11 protein-coding genes and 1 rRNA gene are annotated in these 11,602 nt (G+C 77.2%); 11 read left to right on the top strand and 1 reads right to left on the bottom strand.

Features of this window, described 5'->3' with window-relative positions:
* Positions 1 to 120: 120 nt before the first annotated feature.
* Positions 121 to 237: ribosomal RNA gene (rrf, locus tag F1544_RS22240) — 5S ribosomal RNA — on the top strand.
* A 146-nt stretch (positions 238 to 383) separates the two neighbouring features.
* Here rrf and F1544_RS22245 read toward each other — a convergent pair.
* On the bottom strand, positions 384 to 1,556 hold the full coding sequence (locus F1544_RS22245) for a DUF1015 family protein (protein WP_167588382.1): 1,173 nt from the start codon (positions 1,554 to 1,556) through the stop codon (positions 384 to 386).
* A gap of 118 nt (positions 1,557 to 1,674) precedes the next feature.
* Here F1544_RS22245 and F1544_RS22250 point away from each other — a divergent pair, with 118 nt between their 5' ends.
* The 10 genes from F1544_RS22250 to F1544_RS22295 form a co-directional block, all read left to right on the top strand.
* A complete protein-coding gene (locus F1544_RS22250; protein WP_308470270.1) occupies positions 1,675 to 2,124 on the top strand; it encodes a tetratricopeptide repeat protein in 450 nt (149 codons plus the stop codon).
* On the top strand, positions 2,121 to 3,221 hold the full coding sequence (locus F1544_RS22255; protein ID WP_208972425.1) for an HAD-IIA family hydrolase: 1,101 nt from the start codon (positions 2,121 to 2,123) through the stop codon (positions 3,219 to 3,221). Before F1544_RS22250 ends, F1544_RS22255 begins: the two co-directional genes overlap by 4 nt.
* Positions 3,222 to 3,230: 9 nt before the next feature.
* Complete coding sequence (locus F1544_RS22260) at positions 3,231 to 3,413, top strand: hypothetical protein (protein ID WP_167588381.1); 183 nt, start codon at positions 3,231 to 3,233, stop codon at positions 3,411 to 3,413.
* 1 nt (position 3,414) lies between these two features.
* Positions 3,415 to 4,224: a TlyA family RNA methyltransferase gene (locus tag F1544_RS22265; RefSeq protein ID WP_167588383.1), complete on the top strand. Its 810-nt coding sequence runs from the start codon at positions 3,415 to 3,417 to the stop codon at positions 4,222 to 4,224.
* Positions 4,225 to 4,241: 17 nt separating this feature from the next.
* Positions 4,242 to 5,138, top strand: a complete 897-nt coding sequence (locus F1544_RS22270) for an NAD kinase (protein WP_208972426.1) — start codon at positions 4,242 to 4,244, stop codon at positions 5,136 to 5,138.
* Positions 5,135 to 7,006: a DNA repair protein RecN gene (gene recN / locus F1544_RS22275; RefSeq protein ID WP_167588384.1), complete on the top strand. Its 1,872-nt coding sequence runs from the start codon at positions 5,135 to 5,137 to the stop codon at positions 7,004 to 7,006. The genes F1544_RS22270 and recN overlap by 4 nt, the downstream gene beginning before the upstream one ends.
* Positions 7,007 to 7,113: 107 nt before the next feature.
* Positions 7,114 to 8,319: a putative cytokinetic ring protein SteA gene (gene steA / locus F1544_RS22280; RefSeq protein ID WP_308470272.1), complete on the top strand. Its 1,206-nt coding sequence runs from the start codon at positions 7,114 to 7,116 to the stop codon at positions 8,317 to 8,319.
* 58 nt (positions 8,320 to 8,377) lie between these two features.
* Positions 8,378 to 9,334 carry a copper transporter gene (locus tag F1544_RS22285; RefSeq protein WP_167588385.1) on the top strand — a complete coding sequence of 319 codons (957 nt, stop codon included), beginning with the start codon at positions 8,378 to 8,380 and terminating at the stop codon, positions 9,332 to 9,334.
* Positions 9,331 to 10,185: a hypothetical protein gene (locus F1544_RS22290; RefSeq protein ID WP_167588386.1), complete on the top strand. Its 855-nt coding sequence runs from the start codon at positions 9,331 to 9,333 to the stop codon at positions 10,183 to 10,185. The genes F1544_RS22285 and F1544_RS22290 overlap by 4 nt, the downstream gene beginning before the upstream one ends.
* A 13-nt stretch (positions 10,186 to 10,198) precedes the next feature.
* On the top strand, positions 10,199 to 11,602 hold a 1,404-nt coding region (locus F1544_RS22295), incomplete at its 3' end, for a lipid II flippase MurJ (RefSeq protein WP_167588387.1).

Consider the following 11,602-nt stretch of genomic DNA (forward strand, 5'->3'; position numbering starts at 1 on the left):
ATCAACTGTTGTTCGCGTCCACTGTGCGGTTCTCGGGATACAACCGAACCCACCCCAAGCACGACCCCTCGTGAGAGTGGTTGGTGTGGGGGTGTGGTGGTCGGATCCTGGTGTTTGTGGTCCGGTGGTCATAGCGGTGGGGAAACGCCCGGTCTCATTCCGAACCCGGAAGCTAAGCCTGCCAGCGCCGATGGTACTGCTCGGGAGACTGAGTGGGAGAGTAGGACGCCGCCGGACCGCTCAACGTGAGGGGTAAGGGTGTGGTTCATCGACCCGCAAGGGTCGGTCAGTCACACCCCTACCCCTCTTTTCATGCCCACCCAGCCGCGCTGATGCTTCGATGAGGAAGCGGTCAGCGGGTGGCGTGAGGCCGGAGGAGTCCCTCAGCGCAGGCGCAGGACGGTGCCGGCCAGGGGCTTGGGCCGGAAGGACGTCGTCTTGCGGCCCATGTGACCGCCGCGGTCGACGACCGAGCGGACGTCGCCGAGGCTCGGGCGCGGGATGAGGACGCCGAGCGCGTCGGAGGACCGGCGGGTCAGGGCGGCGTTCAGGTCCGGCTCGTAGCGGACCTTCCGGTCGTCCACGCCGGCCCGTGCGAGGACCGTGTCCACCCACGCGCCGGCGCCCGCGCCGGGAGCCAGCGTCGGGTCCGTCCCCAGCACCAGGGCGCGACCGTCGCGGACGAGGACGACCCCGCCGTCGGGCAGCCCCCGCAGGGCCGCCGTCACGGACGCGGTGTCGGCGTCGCACTCCTCGACGGCCGTGGCGGCCTCCACCAGCGCGTCCCACAGCTCCACGGGGGCCACGCGGTGCAGGCTCACGAGGTCCAGCGGCCACGTCCGCTGGTCGCTCACGGCCACCAGCAGACGTTCCGGGACTCCCGTCGTCTCGGCCATCCGGCGCACCGCGGCGAAGCGGTGGTGCCCGTCGGCGATGAGCAGCTCGTGGCGGCTCATGTCGAGCGTGATGCCCTCCACCGCAGCGGGTTCCGTCAGGTGCCAGACGTCGATCGCGATGGGCGCGGGACCCCCGGTGCGTGCCGTCGCCACATGGTGGCCGAGCTCCTCGGCGTGCGCGACGAGCCGAGCCGTGTGGCCGCCCGCGTCGTCCACGACGAGCACCGGCTCGGAGTCGACCCCCGTCGCGGTCAGCCGCTCGACCCGGGACGCGACGGCCTCGGGGATGGTCGACTCGTGGGGGTGGACGCGGCCGTCGGTGTCTGGGCCGACGAGGAGCGCGGCCAGCAGGAAGCGGTGCTCGCGCCCGTCCTCGCGGCGCTGGCGGACCACGTAGTAGCCGGGGTCGTCCTCCGCGACGGCTCCGTCCGCGAGCCAGCGGCGCACGGCGGGGCCCTCACCGGGGGCGTACTCGGGCCGCTCGAGGTGGGTCACCGTGTACGGCGACGACGACAGCCGCGCCGAGCGCAGCGCGGGGCCGAGGTCCGTGTGGGGCGGGGCCACCAGCGACCCGAGGGGCCCGGCGACGGACTCGACGTAGCGGAGCCCCGCGAACGGCAGCAGGAGCGGGCCGTGCACACCCCCGGGAGGAGTCGGCACGGCGCGCGTCCCCGTGCGACGACTCCCCACTCGGCGCATCCTACGGTCGTGGCGCGTTCCGTCCGTGATCGCCCGGGTGCCGCCACCGTCAGCCTCGACCCCCTCCGGAGGTGCCTCCGTGCCCGACGACCGTCCCACCGCCGACCCGACCGGGGAGGGCGGTCCCCGCGAGGGCAGGCCCAGCGGTGGTCCCTACGAGTGGATGCAGCGCGGGCTGGCGCTGCTGTCGGCCGGGGACGCGGCCCAGGCCGCGACGCTGCTGGTGCGGGCCCACGCCGAGGAGCCCGCGTCGACGGGGCTGCTCGAGGCGCTGGCCCGGGCCCAGTACGACTCGGGTGACGTCGCGAGCGCGGCGGCGTCCTTCCGGCGCCTCGTCCAGGAGCGCCCGGACGCTGACTACGCTCACTTCGGGCTGGGGCTCTGCCTCAGCCGTCTCGGCGAGTTCGGCCTCGCCGCGGAGCACCTCGCACTCGCGTGCGCCATGCGCCCCGACCGGCCGGAGTACGCCGACCGACTGCGACAGGTCCGCGCCACCCTGGCGGCGCGGCAGACCCCGGGGAGCCCGTGAGCACCAGCAGCACCACCCTCCGCGCCAGCAGCGGCACGCTGCTCGACGACCACGACGCGCTCCTGCTCGACCTCGACGGCGTCGTCTACATCGGGCCCGACGCCGTCCCGCACGCGGCGGCGGCCCTGGACGCCGCCCGCGGCGCCGGCCTGCAGCTGGCCTACGTCACGAACAACGCCTCGCGGCCGCCATCCGCCGTGGCAGAGCACCTCAGCGAGCTCGGCGTCCCCGCGACGGCCGTGGACGTCGTGAACTCCGCCCAGGCGGCCGCCACCCACCTCGCCGCGACCCTGCCTGCCGGGTCGCCCGTCCTCCTGGTCGGCGGCGCCGGGCTGCGGGAGGCCCTCGAGGAGGCGGGTCTGCGGCCCGTGACGACGCTGGCGGACGCGCCCGTCGCCGTGGTGCAGGGCTTCTCGCCCGACCTCGGGTGGAAGCAGCTCTCCCAGGCCACCCAGGCCGTGCGCTCAGGGCTGCCGTGGACCGCCACCAACCTCGACGCGACCGTCCCCACCCCCGGTGGCCCCGCCCCGGGCAACGGCCTCCTCGTCCACGTCGTGGCCGAGGCCGCCGGCCGCCGTCCCGACGCGGTGTGCGGCAAGCCGGAGCGCGCCCTGTTCGACGTCGCGGTGCAGCGCCTCGGCGCGTCCGCGGCGATGGTCGTCGGCGACCGCCTCGACACCGACCTCCAGGGCGCCGTGGCCGCGGACCTGCCCGGGCTGCTCGTCCTCACGGGCGTCACGGGGGTGGCCGAGCTGCTGGCCGCCCGGCCCGGCGAGCGGCCCGTCTTCGTGGCGCACGACCTGCGGGGCACCGCGGACGTGCACCCCGGGGTGACGGTCGAGACCGACGCGGCCGGGGGGCTCGTCGCCCGCTGCCGCGCCGCCGCCGTCCGCGTCGAGGGCGGCACCGCGAGCGTCGCGGCCGACGACGCCGGCCCCGACGGCCTGGACCTGCTCCGCGCCGCGGCGGAGGCCGTCTGGCAGGCGCGCGACGCGGGCACCACCGTGGACGTGAGCCGGCTGACCGCCGAGGTGGCCGCCGGCCTGGTCACCGCCGCGCCTGGGGACAGCGGTGGTGATGTCGTCGCCCGCCGGTAGCGTGACCGCGTGACCCCACTGCCCCAGCCGCCGCGCTCCGCGGCGCAGGACGACGCCGGCGCCGACGACGCCCTCGGCGCGGCCCTCACCCGGCTGGACCACCTCGACGCGCTCGGTGTCCACGAGCACGTCGAGGTCTACACCGCGGTCGACCGGGCGCTGCGCGAGCGCTTGGCCGCCGCGGACGCGTGACATGGCGCGCAGGCAGCGTCTGGACGCCGAGCTGGTCCGCCGCGGGCTGGCGCGCTCGCGCCAGCACGCCGGTGAGCTGGTGAGCGCGGGTCGCGTCCTCGTCGGGGGCACGGCCGCGGCCAAGGTCGCCACCCAGGTCGACCTCGGGGCGCCCATCGTCGTCGCCGGCGACGAGACCGACGACGGGTACGTCAGCCGCGGCGCCCACAAGCTGGTGGGCGCGCTGGACGCCTTCGGCGTCGACGTGACGGGGCGCCGCTGCCTCGACGCGGGCGCCAGCACGGGCGGCTTCACCGACGTCCTGCTGCGCCGGGGCGCCGACCACGTCGTCGCGGTCGACGTCGGCTACGGCCAGATCGCGTGGTCGCTGCGCCAGGACGAGCGCGTCACCGTCCTGGAGCGGACCAACGTCCGCACGCTCGAACCGGCGCAGGTGGCGCCGGCGCCCTCCCTGGTCGTGGCGGACCTGTCCTTCATCTCCCTGACCCTGGTGCTGGCGGCGCTCGTGCGCTGCGTGGCACCCGATGCGGAGCACGTGCTCATGGTGAAGCCCCAGTTCGAGGTCGGGCGCGAGGCGCTCGGCGCCGGCGGTGTCGTGCGCAGCGCGGACCTGCGGGCCTCGGCCGTGCGCGAGGTCGCGACGGCCGCCGCGGCGGTCGGCCTCGGGGTGCGCGGCGTGGCGGCGAGCCCCCTGCCGGGGCCGAGCGGCAACGTCGAGTACTTCCTGCACCTCGCCGCCGGCGCCCCGCCGCTGGTCGAGGACGACCTGCGGCGCGCGGTCGCCGACGGCCCCCAGGACGGTCTCGCGTGAGCCGCGACGTGCTGGTCATGGCGCACACCGGGCGCCCCGAGGCCGTGGTGGCGCTCACCGAGGTCGTCACCCGACTGCACGCCGCGGGCGTCAACACGATGATGACCCACGACGAGGCCCGGGCCCTCGACCCCGCCACCCGCGGGCTGGTCGAGCAGTGCGACCTCGAAGGGGCCGTCGCGGGCGCCGAGATGGTCATCGTGCTCGGCGGCGACGGCACGATCCTGCGCGCGGCGGAGCTGGTGCGCGGTGCCGACACCATCCTGCTGGGCGTCAACCTCGGCCACGTCGGCTTCCTCGCCGAGGCCGAGCGCGAGGAGATCGAGGGGACCGTCGCCCGCGTCGTGAACGGCGACTACCGCGTCGAGGAGCGCATGACGCTGGACGTGCGTGTCGTCGTCGACGGCGAGGTCACGGTCGAGTCCTGGGCCGTCAACGAGGTCTCGGTGGAGAAGGGCAACCGCGAGCGGATGCTCGAACTCGTCATCGACGTGGACGGCCGCCCCCTGAGCACCTTCGGCGGGGACGGCGTCATCGCCGCCACCCCCACCGGCTCCACGGCCTACGCCTTCTCCGCCGGCGGGCCCGTCGTGTGGCCCGAGGTGGAGGCGCTGCTCGTGGTGCCCATCAGCGCGCACGCCCTCTTCGCGCGTCCACTCGTCATCGCCCCGACGTCCGTGGTGGGCGTGGAGGTCCTGCCGAGCATGGACGACGGCGGTGTCCTCTGGTGCGACGGCCGCCGCCGCTTCCCGGCGCCCGTCGGCGCGCGCGTCGAGGTCCGCCGCTCGCCCTCGAGCATCCGCTTGGCCCGCCTCAGCACGGGGGTCTTCACCGACCGGCTCGTCGGCAAGTTCGGGCTGCCCGTGCACGGCTGGCGCGGGCCCCGCCACGAGGGCCTGGGCGCGACGCTGTGATCGAGGAGATCCGCATCCGCGAGCTCGGCGTCATCCGCGACGCCCGGCTCCCGCTGTCGCCCGGCTTCACGGTCCTCACCGGCGAGACCGGCGCGGGCAAGACCATGGTCGTCACGGGCCTGGGCCTCCTCATGGGCGAGCGGGCCGACGCGGCCGCCGTCCGCACGGGCGCCGACGCGGCCGTCGTCGAGGGGCGCCTCGTCGTCGACGCCGACGGCCCCGCGGCCGCGCGCGCCGTCGAGGCCGGCGGGGAGCTCGACGACGGGGCCCTGCTGCTGGTGCGCACGCTGGCCTCCTCGGGCCGCAGCCGCGCCCACGTCGGGGGCCGCGGCGCCCCCGTCGGGGTGCTGTCCGACCTCGCCGAGCACCTCGTGGCCGTGCACGGCCAGACCGACCAGCTGCGGCTGCGCTCGGGCGCCCAGCAGCTGCGGGTGCTCGACGCCTTCGCCGGCGCGGCACTGGCCGCTGACCTCGCGGGCTACCAGGAGCAGTACGAGCGCTGGCGGCGCGTCAGCGCCGAGCACGCCGACGTCCTGGCCCACGGCCAGGAGCGGGCCCGCGAGGCGGAGCTGCTGCGCCTGGGTCTCGAGGACGTCGAGCGCGTCGAGCCGCAGCCCGGCGAGGACGCGGCGCTGCGGGAGGAGTCCGAGCGGCTCCTCAACGTCGAGCAGCTGCGCGTCGCCGCCGACGACGCGCACGCCGCCCTGACGGGGGAGACGGCCGGCGCCGACGGCACCGACGCGGGTGAGGGCGGGGCCGACACCCGGGTGGAGGCCGCCCGGCGGGCCCTGGCCGCCGGCGGCGAGCACGACCCGGCCCTGGCCGCGCTCGCGGCCCGGGCCGCCGAGATCGCCTACCTGCTCACCGACCTCTCCGGCGACGTCGCGGAGTACGCGGCGGGCCTGGAGGCCGACCCGACGCGCCTCGCCGCCGTCGAGGAGCGCCGTGCCGTGCTGTCCGGCCTGGTGCGCCGCTACGGCAGCGCCGAGGCCGCGGAGGGCCACCCCGGCATCGACGCGGTCCTCGCGTGGTCGCAGCGCGCCGCCCGGCGCCTGCTGGACCTCGACGACGACGGCCGGCTCGACGCCCTGGCCGCCGAGCGCGACGAGGCCGAGGCCGAGCTGCGCCGGATCGCCGCGCGGCTGAGCGCGGCCCGCAGCGCCGCCGCACTCGAGCTGCAGGGCCGGGTCGCCGTCGAGCTCGCCGCCCTGGCCATGCCCAGCGCCCGGCTCGAGGTCGCCGTCACCACGACCGCCGACCTCGGCCCGGCGGGCTGCGACGGCGTCGAGCTCCTGCTCGCCGCGCACTCCGGTGCCGCACCCCGCCCGCTGGCCCGCGGCGCGTCCGGCGGTGAGCTCTCCCGCGTCATGCTCGCCCTCGAGGTCGTCCTCGCGGGCGCCGACCCGGTCCCCACCATGGTCTTCGACGAGGTGGACGCCGGGGTCGGCGGTCGCGCGGCCGTCGAGATCGGCCGCCGGCTCGCGCGGCTGGCGCGCTCGACGCAGGTCCTCGTCGTGACGCACCTGCCGCAGGTGGCGGCCTTCGCCGACCACCACCTCACGGTCGTGAAGACCGACGACGGCACCGTCACCGAGTCCGGCGTGGTGCACCTGGACGACGAGGGCCGCATCGCCGAGCTCGCCCGCATGCTCTCGGGCAGCGGGACGGGGACGGCGCGCGCGCACGCCGAGGAGCTGCTGCGCTCCTCCCGCGAACCGGGTGCCGGACCGGACGGCGAGGGGGTCGAGCAGGCACCGGCCGGGGCGCCCGCGCCGCCGGTCCCGGCCCCGGCCAAGGCCGCGAAGCGGGTCCCCGCGGCGCGTGCACCGCGGTCCGGTGCCGCGCGCGTGCGACGATCGTCGTCGTGACCCGGCGGCTCGGCTGCCCGGGCGACGGGTGGCGCACCAGGCCCCCGCGAGGATGACGACACCGCGCCGTGCCGGAGCACCGGTCCGCGGGGGGTGAGGAGTTCAGCGTGCTGAGGCGTCGGCGGGGCCGCGGGGAGACCGCGGCGACCGACCTCGTGCCCCACGTCGTGAGCGGTGTGGCCCGGGTGGACCGCCGCACCAAGCGGCTGACCAAGCGGCTGCGCCCCGGTGACGTCGCGGTCATCGACCACCTCGACCTCGACCGGGTCTCGGCCGAGGCGCTCGTCGCCTGCTCCCCGGCCGCCGTCGTCAACGCCTCGGCCAGCACGTCGGGGCGCTACCCCAACCTGGGTCCGGAGATCCTCGTCGAGGCCGGCATCCCCGTCCTGGACGCCGTCGGCGAGGACGTCCTGACCGCCGTGCGCGAGGGCGCGCGCGTCCAGGTCGACGACGACCGGCTCCTGCTCGACGGGGTCGCCGTGGCGACGGGGCGGCGCCTGAGCGCCGAGGCCGTGGCCGCCGACATGGAGGCCGCGCGCGCCGGGCTGTCCCTGCAGCTCGAGGCGTTCGCGGCGAACACCATGGAGTTCCTGCGCCGCGAGCGGGACCTGCTCCTCGACGGCGTCGGGGTGCCCGACATCCGCACGGTGCTCGAGGGCCGCCACGCCCTCGTCGTCGTGCGCGGCTACCACTACAAGGACGACCTGGTCACCCTGCGCTCCTACGTGCGGGAGTACCGGCCCGTGCTCATCGGCGTCGACGGCGGTGCGGACGCGATCCTCGAGGCCGGGTGGAAGCCCGACCTGATCGTCGGCGACATGGACTCCGTGTCCGACGCGGCGCTGCGCAGCGGCGCCGAGATCGTCGTGCACGCCTACCGCGACGGCCGCGCACCGGGCCTGGAACGGGTGCGGCAGCTGGGGATCGAGGCGGTGGTGTTCCCGGCGACGGGCACCAGCGAGGACGTCGCGATGCTGCTCGCCGACGACAAGGGCGCCACCCTCATCGCCGCCGTCGGCACCCACGTGACGCTCGTGGAGTTCCTCGACAAGGGCCGCTCGGGCATGGCCAGCACGTTCCTCACCCGCCTGCGCGTGGGCGGGAAGCTCGTCGACGCCAAGGGCGTCTCGCGGCTGTACCGCTCGCGCATCTCCAACCGCCAGGTCCTGCTGCTGATCGCCGCGGGGGTGCTCGCGCTCGTCGCCGCGCTCGCCGTGACGCCGACGGGCCAGGCGATCCTGGCCGTCACCGCCGCCCGGCTGGAGGACCTGTGGGCGATGGTCCTCGGGATCCTGCCCGGGGTCGGGCCGTGACCTCGGCGCCCCGCGCCCGCCCCGCCGCTCCGCACGCCCCCGAAGGACAGGACCCGCAGTGATCGACTTCCGCTACCACGTCGTCTCGCTGGTCTCGGTGTTCATCGCGCTCGCCGTCGGGATCGTCCTCGGCGCCGGCCCCCTCAACGAGGGCATCTCCGTCGGGATCACCGACCAGGTCAACCAGCTGACGTCGGAGAAGAACCAGCTGCGGACCGAGCGCGACCAGGCCCTGCAGGCCTCCGACGCCAAGGACGACTGGGCCACCGCGGTCGGACCCGCGCTGGTCGCGCGCCAGCTGAGCGGCCGCGCCGTGGCCGTCATCGAGCTCCCGGGCGCGGACGGCAGCCAGGCCGACGCCACCGTCACGCAGCTGCAGGCGGCCGGCGCGACCGTGCCGGCGCGGGTCACGCTGCAGGACAAGTGGTTCGACCCGCAGCAGGCGGCCTTCCGCAACCAGCTCGCCGCGCAGCTGCTGCCCGAGCTGACCGACGCGCCCGCGGCCGGTGCGGCCACGGAGACGCAGCTCGCGGCCGAGCTGGCCCGGGCCCTGGTCACGAACGAGGCCGTGACCGGCGCCGAGGCCGACCCCACCGCGGCCGCGATCGTCGCGGCGATGACCGACGCCGGGCTCCTCTCGGTCGACGGGACCCTCGGCCAGCGCGGCACGCTCGCCGTCCTCGTGGGCGGCGCCCCCGACGGCGACGCCACCGACCAGGAGAAGAAGGCCACGGCGGCGGGCTGGCTGGCCCTCGCCGCCCAGCTCGACCAGCGCTCCGCCGGGGCCGTGCTCGCCGGGTCCGCGGAGGCGGCGGACGGCGGCCCGGTGGCGGCCGTGCGGGGCAGCTCCGACGTCTCCGACGACGTCAGCACCGTCGACGGCCTCGACTCGGTCATCGGCCAGATCGACGTCGTCCTCGCCCTGCGCCAGCAGCTGGCCGGGGCCGCGGGGCAGTACGGCACCGCGTCGGGGGCCACCGCGGTCAGCCCGCCGCTGCCGGCCGCGGTCCCGTGACCCGCCTCCCGGGCGCTCGCGGGGTCGCCGCACTGGCGGCCGCGGCCCTCGCGGGCCGCCGGCTGCGTCCCGTCCTCGCGGCGCACGTGCCCGGGGGAGCGGCGCGCTTCGAGCGCCGCAACCACCGCGGCGACGTCGTGACCCTCCTGGAGGGACCGGTCGCGACCCTGGCCGCGGCCGCGGGCGTCCTGCCCGCGCCCGGCCCGTGGCGCCGGGCGGGGCTGCTCGCCGTCCTCGGCGCGGGCGCCTTCGGGGCGCTGGACGACCTGGGGGAGGCCGAGGGGGACCGGGCCGCCGGCGCGCGCGGGCTGCGCGGGCACCTGGCCGCCGCCCGCCGCGGGCGCCTGACCACGGGGGCCTGGAAGGTGCTCGGCATCGGTGCGACCGGCGTCGCCGCCGCCTGGACGGTCCGCACCCCGGGGGACGCGCGCCGCGCGCAGGTCGTGGACCTCGCCGCCGCCGCGGCCCTCGTCGCGGGCAGCGCCAACCTGCTGAACCTCCTCGACCTGCGCCCGGGCCGGGCGCTGAAGGCTGCGCTGGTCGTGGCCGCGGCGCTGTCGGCCGGTCCCGCCCCCGCCGTCGTGCGGCCGTTGACGGGCGCCGTGGCAGGCAGCGCGCTCGCGGCCCTGGACGACGACCTCGCGAGCCGCAGCATGCTGGGCGACACCGGGGCCAACGCGCTCGGCGCCCTGCTGGGCGTCGCCGTCCTCGCCCGCTGCGGCCGGCGCGGGCGCCTGCTGGCCCTGGGCGCTGTCCTGGCGCTCACGGGGCTGAGCGAGCGGGTGAGCTTCACGAAGGTCATCGAGGCCACGCCCGTGCTGCGCGCGCTGGACCGCCTGGGTCGGCCGTGAGGCGCGGGCACCCGTGAGGACCCGCTCGCTCGCGGCGGCCGCCGCCTCGGTCGCGCTGCTCACCGTCCTCGCCCGCGCCGCGGGCTTCGGCCGCCTCCTCGCCTTCTCCCAGACCGTGGGCGACACCTGCTTCGGCACGGCGTACCAGACGGCCAACCTGGTCCCCAACGTCCTCTTCGAGGTCGTCGCGGGCGGCGCCCTGGCCGGCGTGCTGGTGCCGCTGCTGTCCGCGCGGCTGGCCTCCGGCGACCCGGCGGAGCGGGCCGCGGCCTCGCGCACGGCGTCGGCCGCGCTGACCTGGAGCGTGAGCGTCCTGGTGGTCGTCGCCGCGGCGACGGCCCTGTTCGCCGCACCCGTGATGCGCCTGCTGCTCGGGGGTGCGGACGGCGAGTGCGGTCCGGAGCTGCTGCGCACCGGGGTCCTCATGCTGTGGGTCTTCCTGCCCCAGGTGCCGCTGTACGCCGTCGCGATCGTCTTCGCCGGGGTCCTGCAGGCCCAGCAGCGCTTCACCGCGCCCGCCGCCGCCCCGCTCGTCTCGAGCCTCGTCGTCGGCGTCGCCTACCTCGTCGTGGGCGTCCTCGTGCCGGCGGCCGTCGTCCGCGCGGGCGACCTCGACGCCGTGCCCGGCGCGGCGCTGGCCGTGCTGGCGGGCGGCACCACGCTCGGGGTCGTGGCCCTCGCGGCGACGCACGCGCCCGCGCTGCGCTCCGCCGTGACCTGGCGACCCGCGTGGCGCCCTGCCCCCGGCGACGGGGCCCGGCTGCGCTCGCTCGCGCTGTCGGGGCTGGCCGTCGTGCTCGCGCAGCAGGTCGTCACCGTGGTGGTGGTGCGGCTGACCAACGACACCGCGGACCCGGGCGCGGTGAACCGCTGGAGCTACGCGTGGGCGCTGTTCCTGCTGCCCTACGCCGTGCTGGCGGTGCCCGTGGCGACCGCCGTCTTCCCGCGGCTCTCGCGGGCCGCGGGCGCGGAGTTCGCCGAGCTCGTGGCCCGGGCCGCCCGCACGGTCGTCGTCGTCTGCTCCCTGGGGGCGGCCGTCCTCGTGGCCGTCGCCGGACCCGTCGCCGTCGTCTTCGTCTCCAGCCGCGTCGGGTCCGGGCGCACCAGCGACCTCAGCACCGCGCTCGTCGTCTTCGCCCCCGGCCTGCTCGGCTACGGCCTGCTCGCGCTGCTGACCCGGGCGCTCTACAGCACCGGCCGCGGGCGGGCCGCCGCCACGGGCACGGTCGCCGGCTGGGGGCTCGTCCTCGTCGCCGCCGTCGTCCTCACCGCCGTCCTGCCCGACGACGCGGTCGTCACGGCCGTCGCGGCCGCGCACACCCTCGGGCTGAGCCTCGCGGCCCTCCTGCTGGCCCGGTCGCTGCGGGCCCAGGCGGGCCCGGCCGCGGTCGCGGGGGTGCCGCGGGCCGCGCTGGCG

This window comes from Kineococcus rubinsiae (genome assembly GCF_011839805.1).
GTDB lineage: Bacteria > Actinomycetota > Actinomycetes > Actinomycetales > Kineococcaceae > Kineococcus > Kineococcus rubinsiae.